At 66.7% G+C, this 26,035-nt stretch carries 23 protein-coding genes and 2 tRNA genes; 15 read left to right on the top strand and 10 right to left on the bottom strand.

Annotated elements, in window-relative coordinates; all coding sequences use genetic code 11:
• Nucleotides 1–6: 6 nt before the first annotated feature.
• A complete protein-coding gene (locus tag BST42_RS01180) occupies nucleotides 7–1,725 on the top strand; it encodes a dihydroxyacetone kinase family protein (protein ID WP_083116731.1) in 1,719 nt (572 codons plus the stop codon).
• Nucleotides 1,722–2,192 (top strand): ribose-5-phosphate isomerase, encoded by a 471-nt coding sequence (locus BST42_RS01185; protein WP_083116732.1) that lies wholly within the window; start codon nucleotides 1,722–1,724, stop codon nucleotides 2,190–2,192. Before BST42_RS01180 ends, BST42_RS01185 begins: the two co-directional genes overlap by 4 nt.
• Here the strand turns inward: BST42_RS01185 and BST42_RS01190 are convergent.
• Entirely contained in the window at nucleotides 2,179–3,453 is a 1,275-nt protein-coding gene (locus BST42_RS01190; protein ID WP_083116733.1) for a TetR/AcrR family transcriptional regulator, read from the bottom strand. The two genes, BST42_RS01185 and BST42_RS01190, sit on opposite strands and share 14 nt — an antisense overlap.
• 140 nt (nucleotides 3,454–3,593) lie before the next feature.
• A complete protein-coding gene (locus tag BST42_RS01195) occupies nucleotides 3,594–4,724 on the bottom strand; it encodes a PQQ-dependent sugar dehydrogenase (protein ID WP_083116734.1) in 1,131 nt (376 codons plus the stop codon).
• 136 nt (nucleotides 4,725–4,860) lie between these two features.
• Between BST42_RS01195 and BST42_RS01200 the strand changes: the two genes are divergently transcribed.
• On the top strand, nucleotides 4,861–5,694 hold the full coding sequence (locus BST42_RS01200) for a DoxX family protein (RefSeq protein WP_083116735.1): 834 nt from the start codon (nucleotides 4,861–4,863) through the stop codon (nucleotides 5,692–5,694).
• Between the two features lie 4 nt (nucleotides 5,695–5,698).
• On the opposite strand, the gene BST42_RS01205 is transcribed toward BST42_RS01200, so the two are convergent.
• Nucleotides 5,699–6,103, bottom strand: a complete 405-nt coding sequence (locus tag BST42_RS01205; protein WP_083117224.1) for a PH domain-containing protein — start codon at nucleotides 6,101–6,103, stop codon at nucleotides 5,699–5,701.
• Between the two features lie 258 nt (nucleotides 6,104–6,361).
• Here BST42_RS01205 and BST42_RS01210 point away from each other — a divergent pair, with 258 nt between their 5' ends.
• The 3 genes from BST42_RS01210 to ilvC are packed head-to-tail and all read left to right on the top strand — an operon-like array spanning nucleotide 6,362 to nucleotide 9,787.
• Nucleotides 6,362–8,221, top strand: a complete 1,860-nt coding sequence (locus BST42_RS01210; protein WP_083116736.1) for an acetolactate synthase large subunit — start codon at nucleotides 6,362–6,364, stop codon at nucleotides 8,219–8,221.
• A complete protein-coding gene (ilvN, locus tag BST42_RS01215; RefSeq protein ID WP_083116737.1) occupies nucleotides 8,221–8,733 on the top strand; it encodes an acetolactate synthase small subunit in 513 nt (170 codons plus the stop codon). Before BST42_RS01210 ends, ilvN begins: the two co-directional genes overlap by 1 nt.
• A 52-nt stretch (nucleotides 8,734–8,785) precedes the next feature.
• On the top strand, nucleotides 8,786–9,787 hold the full coding sequence (gene ilvC / locus BST42_RS01220; RefSeq protein WP_174714175.1) for a ketol-acid reductoisomerase: 1,002 nt from the start codon (nucleotides 8,786–8,788) through the stop codon (nucleotides 9,785–9,787).
• Nucleotides 9,788–9,837: 50 nt separating this feature from the next.
• Here the strand turns inward: ilvC and BST42_RS01225 are convergent, their stop codons facing one another.
• A complete protein-coding gene (locus tag BST42_RS01225) occupies nucleotides 9,838–11,265 on the bottom strand; it encodes a phytoene desaturase family protein (RefSeq protein WP_083116738.1) in 1,428 nt (475 codons plus the stop codon).
• A 65-nt stretch (nucleotides 11,266–11,330) separates the two neighbouring features.
• Between BST42_RS01225 and serA the strand changes: the two genes are divergently transcribed.
• Entirely contained in the window at nucleotides 11,331–12,917 is a 1,587-nt protein-coding gene (serA, locus tag BST42_RS01230; RefSeq protein ID WP_083116739.1) for a phosphoglycerate dehydrogenase, read from the top strand.
• Nucleotides 12,914–13,924 carry a 3-isopropylmalate dehydrogenase gene (locus BST42_RS01235; protein ID WP_083116740.1) on the top strand — a complete coding sequence of 337 codons (1,011 nt, stop codon included), beginning with the start codon at nucleotides 12,914–12,916 and terminating at the stop codon, nucleotides 13,922–13,924. The genes serA and BST42_RS01235 overlap by 4 nt, the downstream gene beginning before the upstream one ends.
• Here the strand turns inward: BST42_RS01235 and BST42_RS01240 are convergent.
• On the bottom strand, nucleotides 13,921–15,108 hold the full coding sequence (locus BST42_RS01240) for an MFS transporter (RefSeq protein WP_083116741.1): 1,188 nt from the start codon (nucleotides 15,106–15,108) through the stop codon (nucleotides 13,921–13,923). The genes BST42_RS01235 and BST42_RS01240 overlap by 4 nt on opposite strands.
• A gap of 105 nt (nucleotides 15,109–15,213) precedes the next feature.
• On the opposite strand from BST42_RS01240, the gene BST42_RS01245 reads away from it, so the two are divergent.
• From BST42_RS01245 to BST42_RS01260, 4 genes are all read left to right on the top strand, one after another.
• Nucleotides 15,214–15,990, top strand: a complete 777-nt coding sequence (locus tag BST42_RS01245) for a fumarylacetoacetate hydrolase family protein (RefSeq protein WP_083116742.1) — start codon at nucleotides 15,214–15,216, stop codon at nucleotides 15,988–15,990.
• Nucleotides 15,990–17,480 carry a glutamate--tRNA ligase gene (gene gltX, locus BST42_RS01250; protein WP_083116743.1) on the top strand — a complete coding sequence of 497 codons (1,491 nt, stop codon included), beginning with the start codon at nucleotides 15,990–15,992 and terminating at the stop codon, nucleotides 17,478–17,480. The genes BST42_RS01245 and gltX overlap by 1 nt, the downstream gene beginning before the upstream one ends.
• Nucleotides 17,481–17,583: 103 nt before the next feature.
• A tRNA-Gln gene (locus BST42_RS01255) sits at nucleotides 17,584–17,655 on the top strand.
• Between the two features lie 75 nt (nucleotides 17,656–17,730).
• Nucleotides 17,731–17,806, top strand: a tRNA-Glu gene (locus BST42_RS01260).
• A 50-nt stretch (nucleotides 17,807–17,856) separates the two neighbouring features.
• On the opposite strand, the gene BST42_RS01265 is transcribed toward BST42_RS01260, so the two are convergent.
• Together BST42_RS01265 and BST42_RS01270 are read right to left on the bottom strand one after the other, a co-directional pair.
• A complete protein-coding gene (locus BST42_RS01265; protein WP_083116744.1) occupies nucleotides 17,857–18,354 on the bottom strand; it encodes a pyridoxamine 5'-phosphate oxidase family protein in 498 nt (165 codons plus the stop codon).
• A 42-nt stretch (nucleotides 18,355–18,396) separates the two neighbouring features.
• Nucleotides 18,397–19,098 carry an IclR family transcriptional regulator gene (locus BST42_RS01270; protein ID WP_083116745.1) on the bottom strand — a complete coding sequence of 234 codons (702 nt, stop codon included), beginning with the start codon at nucleotides 19,096–19,098 and terminating at the stop codon, nucleotides 18,397–18,399.
• A 75-nt stretch (nucleotides 19,099–19,173) separates the two neighbouring features.
• Here BST42_RS01270 and leuC point away from each other — a divergent pair, with 75 nt between their 5' ends.
• The 3 genes from leuC to BST42_RS01285 all read left to right on the top strand — a co-directional run bounded on the left by leuC (nucleotide 19,174) and on the right by BST42_RS01285 (nucleotide 22,028).
• Complete coding sequence (gene leuC / locus BST42_RS01275) at nucleotides 19,174–20,607, top strand: 3-isopropylmalate dehydratase large subunit (protein WP_083116746.1); 1,434 nt, start codon at nucleotides 19,174–19,176, stop codon at nucleotides 20,605–20,607.
• A 19-nt stretch (nucleotides 20,608–20,626) separates the two neighbouring features.
• Nucleotides 20,627–21,223 (top strand): 3-isopropylmalate dehydratase small subunit, encoded by a 597-nt coding sequence (gene leuD / locus BST42_RS01280; RefSeq protein ID WP_083116747.1) that lies wholly within the window; start codon nucleotides 20,627–20,629, stop codon nucleotides 21,221–21,223.
• A 199-nt stretch (nucleotides 21,224–21,422) separates the two neighbouring features.
• Nucleotides 21,423–22,028, top strand: coding sequence for an HU family DNA-binding protein (locus tag BST42_RS01285; RefSeq protein WP_083116748.1), 606 nt, complete (start codon nucleotides 21,423–21,425; stop codon nucleotides 22,026–22,028).
• 52 nt (nucleotides 22,029–22,080) lie between these two features.
• Here the strand turns inward: BST42_RS01285 and mutT1 are convergent, their stop codons facing one another.
• The 3 genes from mutT1 to cofC form a co-directional block, all read right to left on the bottom strand.
• A complete protein-coding gene (gene mutT1, locus BST42_RS01290) occupies nucleotides 22,081–23,046 on the bottom strand; it encodes an 8-oxo-(d)GTP phosphatase MutT1 (protein ID WP_083116749.1) in 966 nt (321 codons plus the stop codon).
• A gap of 70 nt (nucleotides 23,047–23,116) precedes the next feature.
• Nucleotides 23,117–25,267, bottom strand: coding sequence for an RNA degradosome polyphosphate kinase (locus BST42_RS01295; protein WP_237159211.1), 2,151 nt, complete (start codon nucleotides 25,265–25,267; stop codon nucleotides 23,117–23,119).
• An 88-nt stretch (nucleotides 25,268–25,355) separates the two neighbouring features.
• Nucleotides 25,356–25,994 carry a 2-phospho-L-lactate guanylyltransferase gene (gene cofC / locus BST42_RS01300; protein ID WP_083116751.1) on the bottom strand — a complete coding sequence of 213 codons (639 nt, stop codon included), beginning with the start codon at nucleotides 25,992–25,994 and terminating at the stop codon, nucleotides 25,356–25,358.
• Nucleotides 25,995–26,035: the final 41 nt, after the last annotated feature.

A 26,035-nucleotide genomic window follows, 5' to 3' on the forward strand; every position in this document is an offset into this window, starting at 1 on the left:
GATGACATGACACGCCTCTTCAACGACCCGGCCACGTTCACCGAGGACATGCTCGGCGGCTTTCTCGACATCCACGCGTCGTACGTGGTCGGGGTACCCGGCGGCGTTGTGCGGGCAACCGAGACACCGCCGGGCAAGGTGGCGGTGGTGGTCGGCGGCGGATCTGGTCACTACCCGGCGTTCTGCGGTGTGGTCGGAGCGGGCTTCGCCGACGGGGCGGTGGTGGGTAACATCTTCACCTCACCGTCGGCGCAGGAGGCGGTGTCGGTGGCACGAGCCGCCCACGGCGACGCCGGCGTCCTGCTACTCACCGGCAACTACGCCGGCGACGTGATGAACTTCGGACTCGCCGTCGAGCAGCTGCGCGCCGACGGGATCGACGCCCGGTTTCTCACCGTGACCGACGATATCGCCAGTGCGGGCCCCGAAGATCTGGTCAGGCGGCGTGGTATCGCCGGCGACTTCACGGTATTCCGTTGCGCTGGAGCGTGTTCCGAAGAAGGCGCCGACCTGGACGAGGTCGAGCGGGTGGCGGTCAAGGCCAACGCGGCAACCCGTACTCTCGGCGTCGCCTTCGACGGATGCACCCTGCCTGGAGCGGATCGGCCGCTGTTCACCGTCCCGGCCGGCACCATGGGCCTGGGATTGGGCATCCACGGGGAGCCGGGCATCGCCAGCCATGAGATGCCCACTGCCGCCGAACTGGCCCGCCTGCTGGTCTCCGGCGTGGTCGCCGAGAAGCCGGCAGGTGCATCGGGTCGGGTGGCCGTGATCCTCAACGGTCTGGGACGCACCAAATATGAGGAGCTGTTCGTGGTGTGGAACTCGGTGGCCGCGCTGCTGGCCGAATCCGGTTACACCGTAGTGCATCCCGAGGTCGGCGAATTGGTCACCAGCCTGGACATGGCGGGGTGCTCGCTGACCGTGATGTGGCTCGACGAGGAACTCGAACGGTTGTGGACGTCGCCGGCCGATACCCCCGCCTACCGCAAGGGTGGCGTCTCGGCCCAGGCCGGGGTGGGGCGCTCCCAGTTTACGCAGGCCGCGGTGCATGTCGCGGTCGCCGACGCGGACCCGGCGTCGCAAGCCGGTGGTCGCGTTGTGGCGGAGAGCTTCTCGGCGATCGCTGCGCAGATGGTCGAATCCGAGGACGATCTGGGCAAGATCGACGCAGTCGCGGGTGACGGTGACCATGGCCGTGGCATGGTCAAGGGATCCACCGCTGCCGCCGAGGCAGCGCGGGCAGTGGCAGCCCAGGCGGGGGGAATCGCATCGGTGCTTCGCGCCGCAGGCGACGCCTGGGCTGCCAAGGCCGGCGGAACATCGGGGGTGTTGTGGGGCGCGGCGCTCAACGCCGCCGCGGGCGTCCTCGGAGATCACGGGCTGCCCGGCGATACCGCTGTCGCAGCGGCGCTGCGAGCCGGGTACGACGCGCTCGCCGCACTGGGCAAGGCCGCGCGTGGAGACAAGACCATGCTCGATGCGTTCGGCCCCTTCGTCGACGCGTTCGCCGAAAGCGTTAATGCGGGCGCAGATTGGCGATCCGCATGGTCGCAGTCAGCCGAGGTGGCGCACAAGGCGGCCGCGTCGACCGCCGAACTGCGACCCATGGTGGGCCGGGCTCGTCCGCTCGCCGAGCGCAGCATCGGTACTCCCGACGCCGGCGCGGTGTCGCTGGCCCTGTGTATCACCACGGTTACTCAACTGATCGAGGAGAAACGATGAACGGCCAACCCCTGCGGATCGTCGTGGGTTGTGACGACGCCGGTCTGCAATACAAGGACATCCTGCGTCGCGATCTCGAATCGCATCCGCGAGTGGAGTCGGTGGTCGATGTCGGGGTCGGCCCCGACGAGCACACCGCGTACCCACACGTCGCGGTGATGGCGGCCCGCATGGTGGCCGAGGGGGTAGCCGACCGGGCGCTGCTGATCTGCGGAACCGGTCTCGGGGTCGCGATCGCCGCGAACAAGGTCCCCGGCGTCCGTGCGGTCACCGCGCACGACAGCTTCTCTGTGGAACGGGCGATCCTGAGCAACGACGCGCAGGTTCTGTGCTTCGGGCAGCGGGTGGTCGGTGTCGAACTGGCCCGCCGACTGGCGGCGGAATGGCTGGGCTACGAGTTCGATCCGGCATCGGCCTCGGCCGAGAAGGTCGCCGCGATCTGCGGGTACGAAACTACGACCGCGTGACGACGACGCCGCGCAGTGAGGTGTCGCGCACGCACAACAGCGAGGCGCGGGTGCCGATCTCGCGCAGGATGCTCTCGGGAATCCACCCGACTCCGATCACCGAGCGCGCGAGCAGATCGTTGGACGGGCTGTCGATGCTGATCTCGCCGGACTTGATGCCTTCGGAGAGCAAGGCTTTCATCTGACGCACCCGCTTGGTGAACAGCCATCCCGGGTTCGGCGTGTCCGGGGGAGACTGCCGCATCCACGCCAGTTGAATCCGGAACTCGTCGGCGAATCGGTCCATCGCGTTGGTGTTGATCCAACTCAGGGCGTCCAGCTTCTCGACACTCGAGGAGTCCGACGCCAACACCTTCGACCACCCCAGCGCGACCTTCTCGCCGAACGACTGCATGATCGCCGCCAGCAGCTGGTCCTTGGACCCGATCAATCGGTACACCGTGCCGGTACCCATGCCGGCCGCCGACGCGATGTCGCGGACGGTCGTGACCTCGTAGCCCTTCTTGCCGAATTCGGTTCTGGCGACCGCGCGTACGTGGGCCGCCTTGTCGTCGGCATCGGCGTCGACGTCGTCGGTCCAGGACCGGACGACGGCTTCGGCGGCCAGGAACGCCGCGGACGCATCCAGTTGTTCGTCGGTCGGTGAGCCCGCCGCCAGGCCCTCGAGAAGGATTCGGCACAGCAGCGCAGCCGACTTGTCGGAGCTTGCGTTGCCGCGTATGACATCGAGCCCGATCTGCAGCATCGTCTGCACGATCCGCTCGGCCAGGACGGTCAGATCCACGTCGGACCTCAGGTAGCCGCTCCAGCGCGCCGCACGAAGGGTTTCCAGCATCGACTGCAGCAGCGCGGTAGGGCGGCGTGCCGCCAGAGCGGTCAGCTCGTGATTCGAACTCGGGCCTTCGTAGAACGACATCTGCAAGGCGGCGCGATGGGTGACCGAGCACTGCGCGATCGCCTTGCACAGGTCGGCGATCTGGTCGAAGGCCGGGTGGAAGTCGGGATCGTTGAGACGGCTCTGCGCTTCGTCGGCGATCCGGTCCAGGTCCTCGTGATAGCGGCGCAGCAACTCGACGAGGATCGCTTCTTTGGAATCGAAGTGGTGGTACAGGCTGCCGGGAAGAATGCCTGCCGCGTCAGCGATCTCCTGCAAGGACGCGCGCAGGCCGGACGTCGCGATGATGGCAGCCGCGGTCTGCAAGATCTCGGTGCGGCGCGTGCCGTCGTCGTAGGCATGGCTGGGCCCCGCGTTCGGTGTCATGCGCGAGCGACCCACGACTCCTCCAACGGCCGGAACCAATATTTGGTGGACGCTACCAGGGCCGGGCTGGCTGACAGGCCCACTACCTGCGGATGTGGATCAAAAACGACAAGCTCCGGTAGACGCGTTTGGTTTCGGTGTCAGGTGTTGTCGGCATTGCTGCGCGGGAAGCCGCCGCCCTGCGGGAAGAGCGGGAAGACCACGTCGTCGAGCTTCTCGGCGTCACCTGCGGTGCGGTTGACCGTTGCGCCCCAGATGTTTCCGTCCGGGGCGACCTGCAGCGCCCAGGCGTGGCCGTGCGTGTCCTGGCGCACCACCTCGGGCTCACCCGTCACCGACCCGGTGCCCTTCGCCAGTCGCACCGCCACAGTCTGCTTGGCGTTCACCAGGTTCACCAGGATCGTGCCATCCAGTGCGGCGCAGCCTGCGACGCCGGGCCGATCCGGCCATGTCCACACCGTGGAGGTCTTGGCGTCCGGCGTGATGCGCTGCAGGCGATCACCGGCCGCGGAGCGGTCGGTGATGTAGAGCGACTTGTCGGTGGGATCGATGCACATGCCACCGGCCGGACCCATCCCGGACAGCGCCGTGGTGGGCGGCGCAGGTTGCACGGTGGTCGGCTGTTCGAGGCGGATAACCTTGCCGGCCAACGACTTCGGATCCGCAGCCAGGGCCGGATTCCCCGCGTCGCCGGTTTGCACGACGAGCGTCGTCGGGCTGGTGAAGATCAACGATCCGCTATTGCCGGTGGCGCCCTTGGGAATCCCGGTCAGGATGTCCTTGGGGATGTCACCGTCGGCGACCCGGATCACCCGGTTGTCGGTGGGCGTGCTGATGTAGGCGTACATCAGCCGGTCCTGCGAGTAGGTCGGGGACAGCACGATGTCCATCAGTCCGCCGTCACCGCTGGGGTCGACCGGGATGACGGTGCGGATCTTCGGCTCGGCGCTCACCGACACGTCTTTGACGGCACCGGTGGTGCGTTCGGCCACCAGTGCGGTCTTGCTGTCCGGGCCCATGATCAAGCCGCTGGTGCTCTCCAGGCAGCCCTGCATGACACCGGGCGCGGGGCAGGCCTTGGGGAACGGCTTGGGTGGCAGCGGCGGTGGTGGCGGTGGGGTCGACGACTGGCCCGGCGCCAGCTGCGGGGCCGTGGTGAAGGGCTGCGAAATGTCGTTGTTGAACTTCGCGCAGCCCGCCGACGACCCGGCGACGACCGTCACTGCACAGAGCCCGGCCAGCACTCCGCGAACCGACCGGCGTACCTGCATGCCCGCCAGGTTACGGATATCGCGCCGATGTTCGCCACGACGGCCCGCCTGCGACGCGAAATCCAGGCAATATTGGCCGCCAGAAGCGCCGCACAAATCCCAGGTTTGCACCCCGGGTGGCCTTACTCTGACTCCCGTGACGAGTCAAGGCCCCGATCCGCACTGGCAGCGCCCCGACGATTCCTCGGCCCGGCCGACGTCGGCCAAGCTGGTCGACCCGGAGGACGATCTCCCCTCATCCACCTACGGTGGCGACTTCGAGACCACGACGATTCCGCACTACACGTCGGGACTGCCGGGTTCAGCGCCATCAACCGGCTACGGCCTGCTGCACGACCCCGAGCCATTGCCCTACGTGCAGCCGCACCTGGACCCGACGCCCTCGCAGGCCACGCCGATGGAAATCGAACCCATCGACGCCGAAGAACGCGCGAAGGCCGCGGGGCGCCGCGGTACCCAGGACCTCGGCCTGTTGCTGTTGCGCGTCATCATCGGTGCGGCGTTCATCGGGCATGGACTGCAGAAGGCCTTCGGCTGGTGGGGCGGCCAGGGGCTGGACGGCTTCAAGACCGCGCTCGCCGACGCCGGCTATCAGCACGCCAGCGTGCTGACCTATGCCGGTGCCGGCGCCCAGATCCTGGTGGGTGTCCTGCTGGTCCTCGGGCTTTTCACCCCGATCGCCGCCGCCGGCGGGGTCGCCTATCTGGTGAACAGCTTGCTCACGATCATCTCGGCGCAGCGCCAGGACGGCTACCTCGCCGTGTTGGGACCGGACGGCATCGAGTACCTGCTGGTGCTGATCGTCGCGACCTCGGCAGTCATCCTGGTCGGCCCCGGCCGCTACGGATTCGACGGCGGCCGCGGCTGGGCCAGGCGCCCCTTCGTCGGGTCGTTCATCGCGTTGCTGCTCGGCATCGGCGGCGGCATCGCGGCGTGGGTGTTCCTGCACGGCAACAACCCACTGGCCTGATCACTCACTCGTAAGGATTGGGCACCCGGCCGCCGCTGGCCTGCGCCAGCAGCGGCAGCGTCGTGAACGTCACCGCGGGCAGCAGCAGCTGCGAGCCGTCCCGCAAGTGCGCCCGTGCCCACGAGGTGCGCTCGAACCCGAGACCGTCGACCTCATCCCAGCTGACTGTCCGGCTGCCGAACAGCGTGCGCGCCGTCAGTGTGTTGCGGTCGGCCACGGTGCGCAGTCGCACGATCGCGACCGACGCCAGGATGGGCAGCACCATGAACACCGCACCCCAGGTGGGGAAGACGGTGATCATCACCAGCAGGCCCAACGCCAGGAAGCCGGAGGCGAAATGCGCCATCGGCGACATCCGGATCACCACAGGTTTGGTCGTCGATTCTTCTGGTGCACGACGGGAGGCCATGACTGCCATCATCCCACCCGCCGGCGGCGCGACATGGGGCCTGCGTCGGGATTTGACGCCTGACCAGTGCGGAGGCTACCGTCGCAGGTTATGAAGACCGGCGGAATGCTCGTAGTAATTGGCCAGCGCGTTGGTGCCGCGCTTGCCCCGACACGGGCATAGCCACACGCACCAGCGCGCAACCCTCGATCAGCCGCCGAGCTGACGGGGGTTTTTTCTTGCCCGAAGAAATGACCGCAGACCGAAAAGGACGACATCGTGAGCGCACCTACGCGACCACCCGAGCCGTCGGCCACCGCCGACCGCCCAGGCGCAGCACATTCCGCCGGTAAGAACGGCACGACCGCCGCCAAGCGCGTCGCCCCGGAGCAGCTCACGGGCGCCCAGGCGGTAGTCCGCTCGCTGGAGGAGATCGGTGTGGACACGATCTTCGGCATCCCCGGCGGCGCGGTGCTGCCGGTCTACGACCCGCTCTACGACTCCCAGAAACTGCGCCATGTGCTGGTTCGCCACGAACAGGGTGCCGGCCACGCCGCCAGCGGTTACGCGCATGCCACCGGCAAGGTCGGCGTCATGATGGCCACGTCCGGCCCGGGTGCCACCAACCTGGTCACCCCGCTGGCCGACGCCCAGATGGACTCCATCCCGGTGGTCGCCATCACTGGGCAGGTCGGACGGACGCTGATCGGGACCGACGCATTCCAGGAAGCGGACATTTCCGGCATCACGATGCCGATCACCAAGCACAATTTCCTGGTGCGCAACGGCGACGACATCCCGCGGGTGATCGCCGAGGCATTCCACATCGCGTCAAGCGGACGGCCTGGAGCTGTTCTTGTTGATATCCCCAAGGACATCCTGCAGGGACAGTGCACGTTCTCGTGGCCGCCGCAGATCGACCTGCCCGGATACAAGCCCAACACCAAGCCGCACAGCCGGCAGATCCGCGAGGCCGCCAAGCTGATCGCCGCGGCCCGCAAGCCGGTGCTTTATGTCGGCGGCGGCGTGATCCGCGGTGACGCGACGGCCGAGTTGCGGACGCTGGCCGAGCTGACCGGTATCCCGGTGGTCACCACCCTGATGGCGCGGGGTGCGTTCCCGGACAGCCACCAGCAGAACCTGGGTATGCCGGGCATGCACGGCACCGTCGCCGCGGTGGCCGGTCTGCAGAAGAGCGACCTGCTGATCGCGCTGGGTGCACGGTTCGACGACCGGGTGACCGGCAAGCTGGATTCCTTTGCCCCCGAGGCGAAGGTGATCCACGTCGACATCGACCCGGCCGAGATCGGCAAGAACCGCAACGCCGACGTGCCGATCGTGGGCGACGTGAAGTTGGCGATCAGCGAGCTGATCGAGGCGCTGCGCAAGATCGGCGCTTCGCCGCGCGAGAACCAGGGCGCGTGGTGGGAGTACCTGAACGGGATTCAGGCGACCTATCCGCTGAGTTACGACCCGCAGCACGACGGCAGCCTCAGCCCGGAGTACGTCATCCAGCAACTCGGCAAGATCGCCGGGCCGGACGCCATCTATGTCGCGGGCGTCGGCCAGCACCAGATGTGGGCCGCGCAGTTCATCTCCTACGAAAACCCGCGCACCTGGCTGAATTCGGGTGGTCTGGGCACCATGGGCTACGCCGTCCCGGCGGCCATGGGCGCCAAGATGGCCCGCCCTGATGCCGAGGTGTGGGCGATCGATGGTGACGGCTGCTTCCAGATGACCAACCAGGAGCTGGCCACCTGCGCAGTCGAAGGCGTGCCGATCAAGGTCGCGCTGATCAACAACGGCAATCTGGGCATGGTGCGGCAGTGGCAGACGCTGTTCTACGAAGAGCGGTACAGCCAAACCGATCTGGCCACCCACAGCCACCGCATCCCGGATTTCGTCAAGCTGGCCGAGGCCTACGGGTGCGTCGGGTTGCGTTGCGAGCGTGAAGAAGACGTCGCCGACGTGATCAATCAGGCTCGGGCCATCAACGACCGGCCGGTGGTGATCGACTTCATCGTCGGCGCCGACGCCCAGGTGTGGCCGATGGTCGCCGCGGGCTGCGGCAACGACGAGATCATGGCGGCGCGCAATATTCGCCCGCTGTTCGACGACAACGAGGAGGGACGGGCCTGATGGCGGGAAACACTGTCACCCACACCCTTTCGGTGTTGGTCGAAGACAAACCCGGTGTGCTGGCCCGGGTGGCCGCACTGTTCTCCCGGCGCGGCTTCAACATCGAGTCGTTGGCTGTCGGTGCCACCGAGCAGAAGAACATGTCGCGGATGACGATCGTCGTCACCGCGGAGGAGACGCCGCTCGAGCAGATCACCAAGCAGCTCAACAAGCTGATCAACGTGATCAAGATCGTCGAGCAGGACGTCGAGAACTCGGTGCACCGCGAACTCGCGCTGATCAAGGTCCGCGCCGACGCCGGCACCCGCGGTCAGGTCATCGAGGCGGTGAACCTGTTCCGCGCCAAGGTGATCGACGTGTCCACCGAGTCGCTGACCATCGAGGCGACCGGCACCCAGGAGAAGATCGAGGCGTTCCTCCGGGTGCTCGAACCGTACGGCGTGCGCGAGATCGTGCAGTCCGGCGTGGTGTCACTGTCGCGCGGACCGCGCGGTATGACCGGCGCCAAGTAAAAGCCCCACCGAAGAAAACAACGAAAAGGATAGTTCAATCGTGTCAGTTGAGATGTTCTACGACGATGACGCCGACCTGTCGATCATTCAGGGCCGCAAGGTCGGGGTGATCGGTTACGGCAGCCAGGGCCACGCGCACTCGCTGAGCCTGCGTGACTCGGGTGTGCAGGTCAAGGTCGGCCTCAAGGAGGGCTCCAAGTCTCGCGAGAAGGTCACCGAGCAGGGTCTCGAGGTCGACACTCCCGCCGAGGTCGCCAAGTGGGCCGACGTCATCATGTTGCTGGCCCCGGACACCGCGCAGGCCGAGATCTTCAAGAACGACATCGAGCCGAACCTCGAGGACGGCAACGCGCTGTTCTTCGGCCACGGCCTGAACATCCACTTCGGTCTGATCAAGCCGCCCGCCAACGTCACCATCGGCATGGTCGCCCCCAAGGGCCCCGGCCACCTGGTGCGCCGCCAGTTCGTCGACGGCAAGGGCGTGCCCTGCCTGATCGCCGTCGACCAGGACCCGAAGGGCGAAGGCCAGGCGCTGGCGCTGTCCTACGCCAAGGGCATCGGCGGCACCCGCGCGGGCGTCATCAAGACCGACTTCAAGGAAGAGACCGAGACCGACCTCTTCGGTGAGCAGGCCGTGTTGTGCGGTGGCACCGAGGAACTCGTCAAGGCCGGCTTCGAGGTCATGGTCGAGGCGGGCTATGCCCCGGAGATGGCCTACTTCGAGGTGCTGCACGAGCTCAAGCTGATCGTCGACCTGATGTACGAGGGCGGCATCGCCCGGATGAACTACTCGGTGTCCGACACCGCGGAGTTCGGTGGCTACATCTCCGGTCCGCGCGTCATCGATGCCGACACCAAGGAGCGGATGCGCGGCATCCTCAAAGACATTCAGGACGGCAGCTTCGTCAAGCGCCTGGTCGCCAACGTCGAGGGCGGCAACAAGGAGCTCGAGGCGCTGCGCAAGAAGAACGCCGAGCACCCGATCGAGGTCACCGGCAAGAAGCTGCGCGACCTGATGAGCTGGGTCGACCGGCCCATCACCGAAACCGCGTAGCTACGAATCGGGCGCGATTTCCGGGGTACAGCACCGGAAATCGCGCCCGATTATGGTGCGAGCGACGGTAGCGGCAAGCCGAATTCCCGCTTGAGCACCGTCCGCGCGGCGTAGTAGCCGCACATCCCGTGCACCCCGGTGCCTGGTGGAGTCGCCGACGAACTCAGGTAGGCCTTGGGGATCGGGGTGGTCCACGGATTCCAGCGCAGCGTCGGCCCGACCATCGCTCCGAACAGCGTCGCCCCGCCGACGATGATGTCGCCGCCGACGTAGTTTGCGTTGTGCTCGGGCATCTGCGCCGCGGTCACACATCGCGACGCCAGCACCAGATCCCGGAAACCCGGCGCAGCGTTCTCGAACAGCCGGATGACCGTCTCGGTGACGTCCTCGGTGGAGTTCGACGGAACGTGGGCGTAGGTCCACAGCGGTCGACGTCCCGCGGAGTCGATCCGTGACGGGTCGGACAGGTGCGGCAGCGCCGCCAATGTCATCGGCCACTCGGCGTGCCGCCCCGAGGCGATCTCCTTCTCGCCGTAGGCCATCTGCGCGCGGGTCCCACCCATGTGGACGGTGGGGGAGTTCGCCATCCGCTCGTCACGCCAGGGGATGTCGCCGGAGAGCACGAAGTCCACCTTGCAGACACCCGGTCCGAACTTGTAGCGCCGCAAAGACTTTGCGTAACCATCCGGCACGGCCGAGCCGTAAATGTCCAGCAGCGCTGTCGGCGCGGTGTCGTAGATCACCACACCCGGCGGTGGGGCGGTCACCGGCTCACCGACCACCAGTTCGCCGCCGTGGGCCTGCAGATCGGCGAGCATCGCGTCGACGATCGCCTGGCTGCCACCGACCGGCACCGGCCAGCCCGCGGTGTGCGCCACCGTGCCGAGCATGATCCCGGCGCCGCTGTTGACCGGCGACGGCATCGTCGAAATAGCATGGGTGCCAACGCCGGTGAACAACGCGCGGGCATCCTCACCGCGCAGCACGCCCCACGCCGGACTGCCCTGGGCGAGCACCCGCAGCCCCGATCGCACGGTGGTGAGGAGGTCGGGCGGCAGCGAGCGCTTGTCGCCGAGGAAGAATCCCAGCACACCCTCGGGGTGAGATGCCAGTGGACCGAACAGCCGGCGCCATGAGTTGCCCTCGTCGAGCTCGGCGCAGGTGCGCTGCAGTGAGTGATAGGCGATCGCGGCGGGCCGGTTCGGCAGCGGGTTGGCGTACGAGATCTCCGGAACCACCAGCTGCACCCCGCGCGCCGGGAGGTCGAACTCGGCGAAGAACGGCGAGGCCAGTGCCAGCGGGTGCACGGCCGAGCAGATGTCATGCCGGACGCCGAGGTACTCCGGGTCGGCCGCCGTGCGGGCACCGCCGCCAAATGTCGACTGGCCTTCGATGACGCGCACCGACAAGCCGGCTCGCGCGCAGATGACGGCGGCCGCCAACCCATTGGGACCACTACCGACGACGGTCACGTCCACCGCCTAAGTAGACCGCACCACGGCCGATGATCGTCCACCGGGCGACAACCACTAGGCTGACCGGCGTGAATCTGCCCGTTGTACTGATCGCAGACAAGCTCGCCGAGTCGACCGTCGCAGCCCTGGGTGACCAGGTCGAGGTGCGCTGGGTCGACGGCCCGGACCGGCCGAAACTGCTGGCCGCCGTCGCCGACGCCGACGCCCTGCTGGTGCGCTCGGCCACCACGGTGGACGCCGAGGTCATCGCCGCCGCGCCCAAGCTGAAGATCATCGCCCGCGCCGGTGTCGGCCTGGACAACGTCGACGTGGACGCCGCCACCGCAGCCGGGGTGCTGGTCGTCAACGCGCCCACGTCGAACATCCACAGCGCCGCCGAGCATGCGCTGGCGTTGATGCTGTCGGCCGCGCGCCAGATCCCCGCCGCCGACGCGACGCTGCGGGAGCACACCTGGAAGCGCTCGTCGTTCTCGGGCACCGAGATCTTCGGCAAGACCGTCGGCGTGGTGGGTCTGGGCCGGATCGGACAGCTGGTCGCGCAGCGCCTGGCCGCCTTCGGCACCCACGTCATCGCCTACGACCCATACGTGCCGGCCGCCCGCGCTGCCCAGCTCGGCATCGAGCTGATGTCGTTCGACGACCTGCTGACCCGCGCCGACTTCATCTCCGTGCACCTGCCCAAGACCCCGGAGACCGCCGGTCTGCTGGGCAAGGAGGCACTGGCGAAGACCAAGAAGGGCGTGGTCATCGTCAACGCTGCCCGCGGTGGTCTGATCGACGAGCAGGCACTGGCCGACGCGATCACCAGCGGTCACGTCCGCGCCGCCGGCCTCGACGTGTTCAGCACCGAACCGTGCACCGACAGCCCCCTGTTCGAACTGCCGCAGGTGGTCGTCACCCCGCACCTGGGTGCCTCCACCGAAGAGGCTCAGGACCGGGCCGGCACCGATGTCGCGGCGAGCGTGAAGCTGGCGCTGGCCGGTGAGTTCGTGCCGGATGCCGTGAACGTCGGCGGCGGCGCGGTCAGCGAAGAGGTGGCGCCCTGGCTGGATCTGGCCCGCAAGCTCGGCCTGCTCGTCGGCGTGCTGTCGACCGGGGCGGCGTCGAACCTGTCGGTCCGGGTGTCCGGCGAGATCGCCTCCGAAGATGTTGAGGTGCTGAAACTTTCGGCGCTGCGCGGGTTCTTCTCGACGGTGACCGATCAGCAGGTGACATTCGTCAACGCACCGAACCTGGCTGCCGAACGCGGGCTGCAGAGCGAACTGACGACGGCGAGCGAGAGCCCGAACCATCGCAGCCTCGTCGACGTCCGGGTGGTCAGTCCCGACGGCACGGCCACCAACGTGTCCGGAACGTTGTCCGGCCCGCAGCAGGTCGAGAAGGTCGTCCAGATCAACGGACGCAACTTCGATCTGCGCGCCGAAGGGGTGAACCTGGTGCTGCACTACTCGGATCAGCCCGGTGCGCTCGGCAAGATCGGCACGATGCTCGGCAACGCCGACGTGAACATCCTGGCGGCTCAGCTGAGCCAGGACACCAGCGGCGAGGCCGCAACCCTGATGCTGCGGCTGGACCGCGATGTGTCCGATGACGTCCGGTCGGCGATCCGCACGGCCGTCGGCGCGACGACACTGGAAGTGGTGGACCTGTCATGAAACTGGCGGTAATCGCAGGCGACGGCATCGGTCCGGAGGTCATCGACGAAGCGCTGCAGGTGCTCGACGTGGTGCTGCCCGGTGTCGAACGCACCGAGTATGACCTGGGCGCGCGGCGCTACCACGCGACCGGTGAGCTGCTCACCGCGGAGACCATCGAGGAGCTCAAGGGCTACGACGCCATCCTGCTCGGCGCGATCGGCGACCCGTCGGTACCCAGCGGGGTGCTGGAGCGCGGGCTGCTGCTCAAATTGCGGTTCGCCCTGGACCATCACGTCAACCTGCGACCGGGTCGGCTGTATCCCGGTGTGGACAGCCCGCTGTCCGGGGTGACCGGTATCGATTTCGTGGTGGTGCGCGAAGGCACCGAGGGCCCGTACACCGGCAACGGCGGCGCGCTGCGTGTCGGCACCCCGCACGAGGTGGCCACCGAAGTCAGTGTGAACACCGCGTTCGGAGTCGAGCGTGTGGTGCGTGATGCGTTTGCCCGCGCGCAGTCCCGGCGCAAGCATCTGACGCTGGTGCACAAGACGAACGTGCTGACGTTCGCGGGCAGCCTGTGGTCGCGAGTCGTCGCCGAGGTCGGCGCCGAATTTCCCGATGTCGAAGTCGCCTATCAACACATTGACGCCGCCACCATCCACATGGTCACCGATCCGGGTCGGTTCGACGTCATCGTCACCGATAACCTGTTCGGCGACATCATCACCGACCTGGCCGCCGCGGTCTGCGGCGGAATCGGTCTGGCCGCGAGCGGCAATATCGATGCCACCCGCACCAATCCGTCGATGTTCGAGCCCGTCCACGGCAGTGCGCCCGACATCGCGGGGCAGGGCATCGCCGATCCGACGGCGGCGGTGATGTCGGTGGCGCTGTTGCTGCGCCACATCGGCGAGGACGCGGCCGCCGACCGCGTCGACAACGCGGTCGGTGCGCATCTGGCCAGCCGTGGCGATGCGACCTACTCGACCCGTGAGGTCGGCGACCGCATCCGCGAAGCGCTCTAGTCCCGTCGCGGCGGGTCCGTCGGGACCAGAGGGAGCGCGACGAGCGGGAACAGCGCGCACACGGCGAAGGCCACCGGATAGCCCAGGACGCCGATCAGCGCGCCGAACAGCGGCGGGGCGATACCGGTGGTCAGCAGTTGGCTGGTGTTCTGCGCGCCCAACGCCCGGCCGCTCCAGAACGGACCGGTGATCTCGGCGATCGCGGTGAACGCCAACCCGTTGTCGCTCACCGTGATCACCGACGCCGCGACCATCACCGCGATGCTCAGCGGCGAGTGCAGCGCGTCGGTCAGTGCCAACAGGAACATCGCCGCCGCTGCGGCCAACGCGATCGTGCGAATCGGCCGTAGCCGCAGACCAACTCGGTCCGACCAGCGTCCGGCGGCGATGCGCCCCAGCGCTCCCAGGATCTGCGCGAACATCACCATCAGGCCCGCGGACTCCGCGGACCAGCCGCGGTCGGTGATGAGCCACACCAGGGTGAACGTCCACACCACGCACTGCGGCACCACCAGCAGCACCGACACCGCGTGGATGCGCCACAACAGCGCCGAGCCTCGATAGGGGTTCGCCAGGTGCTCGGCCGGCGCCTCGGCTCGCGGTGGCCGCGGCGGGTCGGCGACGGCGACGGCGCACACCAGTGCCGCCACACCGCACACGATCGCCGGGAACAGCAGCGCGACGCCAACGCCGTGGGATTGGGCGAGCCGGGGAATCACTAACGCACCGAAGGCCACTCCCAGCGGCTGGGCGGTCTGGCGGATGCCCATCACCAGCCCGCGCTGGTGTGGCGGAAACCACCCGACCACCAGCCGCCCGCTGGCCGAATTACTGCTCGCTGCCGCCATTCCGCCCAGGAACAGGAAGACGCCCACCACGAACAGCGAATGCGCTGCGGCGGCTGCGAGCGCCGCGGCGGCGGTCAGCGCGGAGCCGACCGACAACACGAAACGCTCACCGACCCGGTCCACCACATAGCCCCAGGCGATCAGGGTGACGACCATGCCGAAGCTCGGCATCGCCGACACCAGGCCCGCTTTCGCCAGGTCGAGGCCCATCGTGGTGTGCAAGGTCGGAATGAGGAACGCCGCCCCGTTGATGAAGACGTTGGCGGACAAGGTTGCGAACAGCGCGATCACGAGCATCATCCATCGGCGCACAGTGCTGATCGTGTCCACGGCCATGCGTCCATGATTCCATCGGTGTCCCACAATGCTGAATCCATTTCTCAAAATATGAGACAGCTGGGTGATAGCGGGAGTCGCAGGCCCGAGCACTAGGCTGTTGCCATGCGCCTGGGTCGAATCGCCAGCCCCGATGGGGTCGCCTTCGTCAGTATCGAAGGGGACCGCGGGAGCGAAATCGTTCGTGAAATCGCCGAACACCCGTTCGGCACGCCCACGTTCACCGGCCGGACGTGGCCACTGGCCGATGTGCGCCTGCTGGCGCCGATCCTGGCCAGCAAGGTGGTCTGCATGGGCAAGAACTACGCGGCGCACATCGCGGAGATGGGCGGTGAGGCTCCGGAAGATCCGGTGATCTTCCTCAAGCCCAACACCGCGATCATCGGGCCCGGTGTGCCAATTCAGTTGCCCGCCAATGCTTCACCGGTACACCACGAGGGTGAACTCGCCGTGGTGATCGGCCGGCCCTGCAAGGACGTCCCTGCCGCCCGTGCCGCCGAGAACATCCTCGGATACACCATCGCCAACGACGTGTCCGCCCGCGATCAGCAGAAAGCTGACGGCCAGTGGATGCGCGCGAAGGGCCACGACACGTTCTGCCCCGTCGGCCCGTGGATCGTCACCGACCTCGATCCCTCGGATCTGGAGATCCGCACCGAGGTCAACGGCGAGGTACGTCAACTGAGCCGGACCTCGATGATGATCCACGACATCGGCGCGATCATCGAGTGGATCTCGGCGGTGATGACGTTGCTGCCCGGTGATCTCATCCTGACCGGTACGCCCGAAGGCGTCGGTCCGATCGAGAACGGCGACACCGTCAGCATCAGTGTCGAGGGCATCGGAACGTTGTCCAATCCCGTGATCCGAAAGGCCAATTGATGACCGCGGCCGCCAACGACACGGTGCGCGTACGGTTCTGCCCGTCGCCGACCGGGATCCCGCATGTCGGGATGGTGCGCACCGCACTGTTCAACTGGGCCTACGCCCGGCACACCGGTGGCACATTCGTGTTCCGCATCGAGGACACCGACGCCGCGCGAGACTCCGAGGAAAGTTACGCCGCACTGCTTGAGGCGTTGCGGTGGCTGGGTCTGGACTGGGACGAGGGCCCGGAGGTCGGCGGGCCTCACGAGCCGTACCGGCAGTCGCAACGTACCGAGCTCTATCGCGATGTGCTGGCCCGTCTGCTCGATTCCGGCGAGGCCTACCTGGCCTACTCCACGCCCGAGGAGGTCGAGGCCCGACATGTGGCGGCAGGCCGCAATCCCAAACTGGGCTATGACAATTACGACCGCGACCTGACCGACGAGCAGCGCGCCGCGTTCGCCGCCGAGGGGCGCACCGCGGTCATGCGGCTGCGGATGCCCGACGCGGACATCAGCTGGCACGACCTGGTCCGCGGCACCACGACGTTCGCCGCAGGCACGGTTCCCGACTTCGCCCTGACCCGGGCCACCGGAGAACCGTTGTACACCTTGGTCAATCCGGTCGACGACGCACTGATGAAGATCACCCACGTGCTGCGCGGTGAGGACCTGCTGCCCTCGACGCCGCGTCAGATCGCGCTGTATCAGGCGCTCATGCGCATCGGGGTGGCCGAGCGGGTGCCCGAATTCGCGCACCTGCCACCGGTGTTGGGGGAGGGCACCAAGAAGCTGTCCAAGCGTGACCCGGAGTCGAACCTGTTCCTGCACCGCGACCGGGGATTCCTCCCCGAGGGGCTGCTGAATTATCTGGCGTTGCTGGGCTGGGGGATCGCCCAGGACCGGGACATCTTCACACTCGACGAGATGGTCGCCGCCTTCGACGTCGTGGACGTCAACTCCAACCCGGCACGCTTCGACCAGAAGAAGGCCGACGCGATCAACGCCGAGCACATCCGCCGTCTCGACGAGGCGGAGTTCGCCGCGCGGTTGCGCGCCTACTTCGACGCGCACGGCCATGACACCGGGCTCGATGACGCGGGTTTCGCCACCGCCGCCCAGCTGGTGCAGACCCGCATTGTGGTGCTCTCCGACGGGTGGTCACTGCTGAAGTTCTTCGACGACGACGCCTACGAGCTGGACCCCAAGGCGGCCGCCAAGGAGCTCGGTCCCGACTCGGCACCGGTGCTGGCCGCGGCGATCACCGCACTCGACGCGGTGTCGGAGTGGACGACGCCGACCATCGAAGAGGCGCTCAAGGCCGCGCTGCTCGAGGGGCTCGAACTCAAGCCGCGCAAGGCCTTCGGCCCGATCCGGGTCGCGGTGACCGGATCCACGATCAGCCCCCCGCTCTTCGAGTCCCTGGAGTTGCTCGGTCGTGACCGCAGCCTGCAGCGACTGCGGGAAGCGCACGAGCAGGCCGGGGGGCCGGAAAAAGACGGGTAAAATCTTTGATAGTCTGCTCGTCGGCCCGCAACCACGGCGGAGCGGCCTTCACCTCCTGGTAAATCAGGTAAAGGTCGCTTGACCTGCGGTTATAGGCCGTTGATGGGGTATGGTGTAATTGGCAACACTAGGGATTCTGATTCCCTCATTCTAGGTTCGAGTCCTGGTACCCCAGCAATTATGTCGGCAACGCCCTCTGGGCTATGCTGGCAACCCGGTGCGCCACGCGGCGCGCCACGGATTTGGTTCTGGCCCCGTCGTCTAGCGGCCTAGGACGCCGCCCTCTCACGGCGGTAGCGTGGGTTCGAATCCCATCGGGGCTACCAAATCAAATCGCCCGGTCATGGACCGGGCGATTCGTCGTTTCTCCGCCGAGTTACTCGGCAGGCGCGGTAGAGCCGGCCAACGGCATGGGGGGCAGGCCGAGCTTGCCGTGATCCCAGGATCGGGTGCGCTTGGCCACAATGCGTACCGCCACACGCTTGTTCATCATCATGTCGACGGCCGGCTTGAGGTCGTCGGTGTAGGGACCGTTGTAGCGCTCCCACACACTGACACCGACCTTGAAGATGGTGTCGGGATCTTCGACGATCTCGGCGACACCTTCAAAGGAGACACCGCGCAGGGTGTCGTACGTGTCGCCGTCCTCGATGAGGAAGCTCACCCGCGGGTCGCGACGCAGATTCACGGCCTTCTGTGACTTGGCTTTCGTCTCGACCCAGATCTCGCCGTCGAGGACGCCGTACCACATGGCCACGAGATGCGGCTGCCCGTCGGCTCCGATGGTCGCCATGGTGCCGGTGCGGCTGCGTGCGACGAAGTCGGCGACTTCGTCGTCCGACATGACGATCTGGTTGCGCTGATTGGTTCCCATGGCGTCAGTTTGTCAGGCCCTGCGGCGCGGCTGTCGCGGGGATCACAGTCGGCGCGTCAGAGCGTCGGCGGCGGCCAATAGATCGGCCGCCCAACGCGCGCCGGGCCTGCGGCCCATCCGGTCGATCGGACCCGACACCGACACCGCTGCCACCACCGAGCCGGTGCGATCCCGTACCGGAGCCGAGACACTGGCCACCCCGGGCTCGCGCTCGGCCGCGCTTTGCGCCCAGCCTCGGCGGCGGACCTCGGCGAGGGTGCGCTCGGTGAATTTCGCCGTCGGCAGGACAGCTTGCTGGGTGGCGGTGTCGCTGAACGCCAGCAGAACCTTCGCGCCCGACCCTGCCGTCATCGGCAGGCGCGCCCCGACGGGCACCGTATCGCGAAGCCCGGCAGGGGGTTCCAATGCGGCGACGCAGATCCGCGTGGTGCCCTCGCGGCGGTAGAGCTGCACGCTCTCGCCGGTGATCTCCCGCAGCCGGGGCAACACCGTGGCGCCCGCGGCGAGCAGCGGATCGTTGACGTGGGCGGCCAGTTCGGAGATGGCTGGCCCGAGTCGCCACCGTCCCGCGCTGTCGCGGGCCAGTAGGCGGTGGACTTCCAGGCCGGCGGCCAGCCGGTGCGCGGTCGCACGGGGCAGGCCGGTCCGCTCACAGAGTTCGGCCAATCCGCAGGGGGACTCGGCGATTGAGTGCAGTACGCCCACGGCTTTGTCGAGCACGCCGATGCCGCTATCCTGTCTCATAGAGAGATACTAGCGTCCCGAAATGTGAGATAGCCACTCTTGCGGTCCGGGAATCGAGAAGTGAAGTGAGAACCCATGGCTCAGTCCGTCAAGCCCAGGACACTGCCCGAGAAGGTGTGGGACGACCACGTCGTGGTCCCCGGAACCGGCACCGGCTCATCACGTGAACCCGACCTGATCTACATCGATCTCCATCTCATCCACGAGGTGACGAGCCCGCAGGCCTTCGACGGGCTGCGGCTCGCCGGCCGTCCGGTGCACCGACCGGATCTCACGATCGCCACCGAGGACCACAACGTCCCGACGGTCGACATCGACAAGCCGATCGCGGACCCGATCTCCCGGACCCAAGTCGAAACCCTGCGCCACAACTGCGCCGAATTCGGGGTTCGGCTGCATCCGATGGGCGATGCCGAGCAGGGCATCGTTCACGTGATGGGGCCCCAACTGGGACTCACCCAGCCCGGAATGACGATCGTGTGCGGCGACAGCCACACCTCCACCCACGGCGCGTTCGGGGCGATCGCGATGGGGATCGGCACGTCTGAAGTCGAGCATGTGCTTGCCACCCAGACACTTCCGCTGCGTCCGTTCAAGACGATGGCGGTCAATGTCGACGGTGCCCTACCGGCCGGGGTGAGCGCCAAGGACATCATCCTGGCCGTGATAGCCAAGATCGGCACCGGAGGCGGTCAGGGTTACGTCATCGAATATCGGGGCAGCACCATCGAATCGCTGTCGATGGAAAGCCGGATGACGATCTGCAATATGAGTATCGAAGCCGGTGCCCGTGCGGGATTGGTGGCGCCGGACGAGACGACCTATGAGTTCCTGCGGGGCCGTCCCTATGCGCCGACCGGTGCGGACTGGGATGCGGCCGTGACCGCGTGGGAGGCGCTGAAGACCGACGAGGGTGCCGAATTCGACACCGAGGTCTACATCGATGCCACGACGCTGAGCCCCTTCGTCACGTGGGGCACGAACCCCGGCCAGGGTGTTCCGCTGGCCGACTCGGTGCCCGATCCCGAGTTGATGACCAGCGATGCCGAGCGGCAGGCCGCCGAGAAGGCGTTGGCATACATGGACCTTCGGGCGGGCACGCCGATGCGCGAGGTCGCCGTCGACGCCGTCTTCGTCGGGTCGTGCACGAATGGACGCATCGAGGATCTGCGGGTGGTGGCCGACGTGCTGCGTGGCCGCACAGTCGCCGACGGGGTGCGCATGCTGATCGTGCCGGGCTCGATGCGGGTGCGCGCACAGGCCGAAAGCGAAGGGCTGGGCGAGATCTTCACCGCCGCCGGCGCCGATTGGCGTCAGGCGGGCTGCTCGATGTGCCTGGGTATGAACCCCGATCAGCTGGCGCCGGGGGAGCGCTGCGCGTCGACGTCCAACCGGAATTTCGAAGGCCGGCAGGGCAAGGGCGGGCGGACACATCTCGTCTCGCCCGCGGTCGCGGCCGCGACCGCAGTGCGCGGAACGCTGTCCTCGCCTGCCGATCTCGAAAAATAGACCTGCTAAGGAGACCACGATGGATGCATTTCACACCCACACCGGCATCGGTGTTCCGTTGCGGCGGTCCAATGTCGACACCGACCAGATCATTCCGGCGGTGTATTTGAAGCGGGTAACCAGAACGGGTTTCGAGGACGGATTGTTCGCCGCGTGGCGCAACGATCCCTCATTCGTTTTGAATCTGAGCCCCTTCGACCGGGGTTCGGTTCTGGTCGCGGGACCGGACTTCGGCACCGGCTCGTCGCGCGAGCATGCGGTCTGGGCGCTCATGGACTTCGGATTCCGGGTTGTCATCTCTTCCCGTTTCGCCGACATCTTTCGCGGCAACGCGGGCAAGGCCGGGCTGCTGGCTGCCGAAGTCGCTCAAGATGATGTTGAACTTTTGTGGAAGCTCATCGAGCAGAATCCGGGGCTGGAACTGACTGTGAATCTTCAAGATCGAAATATCACCGCGGGAACAGCCGTGGTGCCGTTCACGATTGACGATTACACCGCGTGGAGACTGCTCGAAGGTCTCGACGATATTGGTCTTACGCTGCGGAAACGCGATCAGATTGCAGCCTTCGAGGAGGCTCGTCCGAGTTGGAAGCCGCGCATTACGACGCCGTCCTGAACGACGCGGGACGCCGAAATCCCGCGCCAAAAAGGGGGTTCGGACGCCCGGAAATCACCGCCCTAGGGCGGCAAGCGGATTGCTGAAATCCTCCTAAGTAAAGCCTGAAATTGGGCGTGGCTCTTGGAAATCTGCAGCTCTTGGGTTTACCGTGTTCTGCAGTCGGTCCAAAGTGGACCACTGGCTTCGGAGGAATTGAATGAACAAAGCAGAGCTCATCGACGTACTCACGGAGAAATTGGGCTCAGATCGTCGGCAGGCAACCCTGGCGGTGGAGAACGTCGTCGACACCATTGTGCGCGCGGTGCACAAGGGCGACAGCGTGACCATCACGGGCTTCGGCGTTTTCGAGCAGCGGCGTCGTGCCGCTCGTGTGGCGCGTAACCCGCGCACCGGCGAAACCGTCAAAGTGAAGCCGACTTCCGTTCCCGCTTTCCGTCCCGGCGCTCAATTCAAGGCCGTCGTCTCTGGTTCACAGAAGCTTCCTTCGGAGGGCCCCGCCGTCAAGCGCGGTGCTGTCGGCGGACCCGTCAAGAAGGCAGCGGCCAAGAAGGCCGTTCGCAAGGCGGTCGTGAAGAAGGCTGCTACCAAGGCTCCTGCCAAGAAGGCGGCTCCGGCCAAGAAGGCCGCACCGGCCAAGAAGGCTGCACCGGCCAAGAAGGCTCCGGCCAAGAAGGCCGCGCCCGCCAAGAAGGCTGCACCGGCCAAGAAGGCTCCGGCCAAGAAGGCCGCGCCCGCCAAGAAGGCTGCACCGGCCAAGAAGGCTCCGGCCAAAAAGGCTCCGGCCAAAAAGGGCCGTCGCTAAATAGCTGAAGTTGAATACGCCGCGGGCCGGGCGCCCGCGGCGTATTCGCGTGTCAGGGGCGGGTTGCCAGTGGACTGTCGATGTAGTCGGCGGCCACGACCCGGTCGCCGGACAGCGACAGCACCCAGGTGCTGCCCTTGCGGTTACGTGACTTGTCCGGCTTTTCGGTGCCACGCCACCACGCCAGCAGGTAGGGAATCACCTTGCCCTGTGTGCAGATGACCGGTGTCCCGCCCTGTGCGGCGATCTTGATGATGCGGTTGTGCGCGGCGTCCGGGTCGGCGGCGTACGCCTCTTCGGTGAGGCTGGGCTCGCCCGAGATCGTCACACCGAGTTCCTGCGCCAGCGGTTCGACCGTCTGAAAGCAGCGCGCCCGGTCGGCCGCGTAGACGTCGGTGGCCCCGAATGCCATCAGCTGGCCGGCCAACGATTCCGCTTGTGCGCGACCGTTCTTGTCCAGCGGCCGGCTCCGGTCGTCGCCCTTGTAGCGGGACTTGATGCCCGCGGTTCCGTGCCGGACGATCAAGACCGTCGTGGTGTCGGCCGGCTGTTTGGCGAACGCTTTCAGCACTTCCCGGTCGTGCGGGTAGGTGAGGCGCTGCGCCGCGTCGGCGACCGGCAGCCACTCCATCACGTCGACTTCGGCGTTTGGCGTGAATTCGCCGCCCAGCGCCCGCGCCGTCCAGTAGTGAACGATCTTGGTCCCCTGCGGGATCGGGTAGTGCGTCTGGATCAGGCGCCGGCCCAGCACAGACCGCTGGCCGGTTTCCTCCCAGATTTCGCGTACCGCGGCGATGGGTTCGTTCTCGCCCGGATCCACTTTGCCCTTGGGTAGCGACCAGTCGTCGTAGCGTGGTCGATGAATCACTGCGACGTGTAACTCGCCCGTGTCGGGATCGTGTCGCCACAGCGCCGCACCGGCGGCAATCACCCGACGCTTGAGCGTCTTACCGTTCTTTGTCGCTGCCTTGTTCGTCGATTTGGTCCTCGAGCTGTCACGTGACGCTCTCTTGGCCACGTCAACTCCCGCAAATCATTTCGGGGCCCTGTTCGGGACCGGATCTGGTGGGTCGCAACGGGGACGGCACTCAGCGCTGCCGATGACGTTCCATCAGCCACACCTGATGGTCTCGGACTTGCCTGCCGTCCTGCGGCGCCGCGGTCCAGTGGCCCTCGGGTCCCAGCTCCCAGCATCGCGTCGAGGGATCCATCGCCGATTCGAAGATCTCGTCGAGATGCGCGGTCAGCCGGGGATCTTTCACCTGTGCCATCACCTCGACGCGCCGGTCGAGATTGCGGTGCATCATGTCGGCGCTGCCGATGAAGAACTCGTTGATCGCATTGAAATGGAAGATTCGTGAATGCTCGAGAAACCGGCCGAGAATCGAACGTACGACGATGTTCTCGGAGAAACCCTGGGCGCCCGGCTTGAGGGCGCAGATGCCGCGGACAACCACCTCGACACGGACGCCGGCCTGCGATGCACGGTATAGCGCGTCGATGACCTGTTCGTCGACGAGGGCGTTGGCCTTCAGCCGAATCCGGCCGTTCTTGCCCTGGCGGTGCGCGTCGATCTCGCGATCGATGCGCTCGATGATTCCCTTGCGCACTCCGTGCGGGGCGACCAGCAGGTTGCGGTAGCTGACCTTGCGGGAGTATCCGGTAAGGGAATTGAACAGATCCGTCAGGTCCGCGCCGATGTCGGGTGCGGCGGTGATCAAGCCGACGTCCTCATACAGTCGCGCGGTTTTCGGGTTGTAGTTCCCGGTGCCGATATGGCAGTAGCGACGGATCGTCGAGCCCTCGCGGCGCACCACCAGGCAGGTCTTGCAGTGGGTCTTCAACCCGATCAGCCCGTAAACGACATGCACGCCCGCATCTTCCAGCGTGCGGGCCCACTTGATGTTGGCCTGCTCATCGAAACGCGCCTTCAGTTCCACCAGGGCGACCACCTGCTTGCCTGCCTGGGCGGCGTCGATGAGCGCGTTGACGATGGGGGAGTCACCGGAGGTCCGGTACAGCGTCTGCTTGATGGCCAACACATTCGGGTCCGCAGCAGCCTGTTCGATGAAGCGCTGCACACTTGTCGAGAACGAGTCGTACGGATGGTGCACGAGCACGTCACCGTCGCGCAGGGTGGAGAAGATGCTCTTGGGCGTCTCTCGTTCGGCGAACGCCGGATGGGTGGCCGGCACGAACGGGCGGTCCTTGAGCGTCGGGCGGTCGACGCCGTAAACCTGCCACAACGACGAAAGATCCAGCAGCCCAGGCACCTGCACCACGTCGCCGGGGTGGACGTCGAGTTCCCGCAGCAGCAATTCGAGCATGTGCTCGGTCATATCGTCGGCAACCTCGAGGCGCACCGGAGAACCGAATCGCCGTCGCGCCAGTTCACGCTCGAGCGCTTGAAGCAGATCCTCGTCGCGGTCTTCCTCCACCTGCATGTCGGCGTTGCGGGTGATGCGGAAGACGTGATGCTCGACAATCTCCATACCGGGGAACAACACCGGCAGGAAAGCCGCGATCAATTCCTCGGTGGGCAGGAACCGGACGACGTCGCTATCTCCGTTGGTGCCCTTGAGTACAACGAAGCGGTCGACGTTGTCGGGAACTTTGATACGGGCGAAGTGTTCGCCACCGTCGTCGGGCGACTTCACGGTGATCGCCAGGTTCAAGCTGAGCCCGCTGACGAACGGGAACGGATGCGCGGGGTCGACGGCGAGCGGTGTGAGAACCGGAAAGACCTGCTCATGAAAATACGTCGACAGCTCACTGCGTTCCGCGTCGGTCAGGTCCGCCCACGTGACGATGTGAATTCCCTCGTCGGCCAAGGCCGGACGCACCGACTGGATGAAGACCTCGGCTTGGCGCAACGAGATCTGCCGGGTGCGCTCGCCGATGCGGCGCAGCTGCTCGCGCGGCGACAGGCCGTCGGCCGACCGGACCGACAATTCCATTTCGTCGCGGCGCTTCAGCCCAGCCACCCGGACCATGTAGAACTCATCGAGATTGGAGGCGAAGATCGCCAGGAACTTCGCGCGCTCCAGCAGGGGCAGCGAAGTGTCGGCCGCCAGCGCCAGCACGCGGGCGTTGAAATCCAGCCAGCTCAGCTCGCGATTGAGGTACCGGTCCTCGGGCAGTTCGTTCTCGACGGCCGCGGCCGTGGCCGCCGGCGGCGCCTCCGGCGCTGCGTCGCCGGGCTGCCAGCCATCGTCCGTCGATCGCGCATCGGTCTCCATGTCCGTCACGCCCTCGATCATCCCCCATCCGCGGAGTGCGCGGACCGAGGCAGGCCAAAGTTGCTGGCCGTTCAGGCGTTGTTAACTGTCAGTGGTGGCTGATTGCCCTGGTCGTCGCCGCCCCGACACCCAGCAGCCGCGCCGCCTCCAGGTCTTCGATGGTGTCGATGTCACAGCGCAACCCCGGCCATGCACCGGTCAGTTCCACGGCACCGGAGTCGCGGTGCAGACGGGCCGAATCCCGGCCGAGCAGTGGGTCGAGCGGAGTGCCGAACGCGAACAGCGCCGCGGTGCCGGTGCCGGGACGGTCGGGGACGAAACTGCGCCGGTGTGCCCTGGCGTGCGCGACCGCGTCGGTGAGTTCGTGAGTCTGTAACGCGGGTAAATCACCTTGCAGCACAACAGTATTGGCCGTCTTTCTGCTCACGGCGGCCCAGGCGAATCGCACGGCGGTGTTCAACGGGTCGGGCTCGGTCGGCGGCGTCGCGTCGAACAGCACCTCGGCGCCGAGCTCACGGGCGGCGGCGGCGGCGGTGTCGTCGGGGGTGACAACGGTGATCGACGCGACGGCGCCGGCCGCACGGGCCGCGGTGATGGTGTCGATCAACATCGCGAGCACCACCTGCTCGCGGGTACTCGCCGAGAACACCGGACTGAGTCTGGTCTTGGCGGCCGTGAGGCGTTTCACCGCAATGATCACGCCGAGGTCCGCGCTCATGTTCACCATCCTTCCAGCGTCGTTCGGGTCTCCCGCATTCCTGGCCGGCA

It is taken from the genome of Mycolicibacterium rhodesiae, assembly GCF_002086695.1.
In the GTDB taxonomy this organism is placed as follows: domain Bacteria; phylum Actinomycetota; class Actinomycetes; order Mycobacteriales; family Mycobacteriaceae; genus Mycobacterium; species Mycobacterium rhodesiae.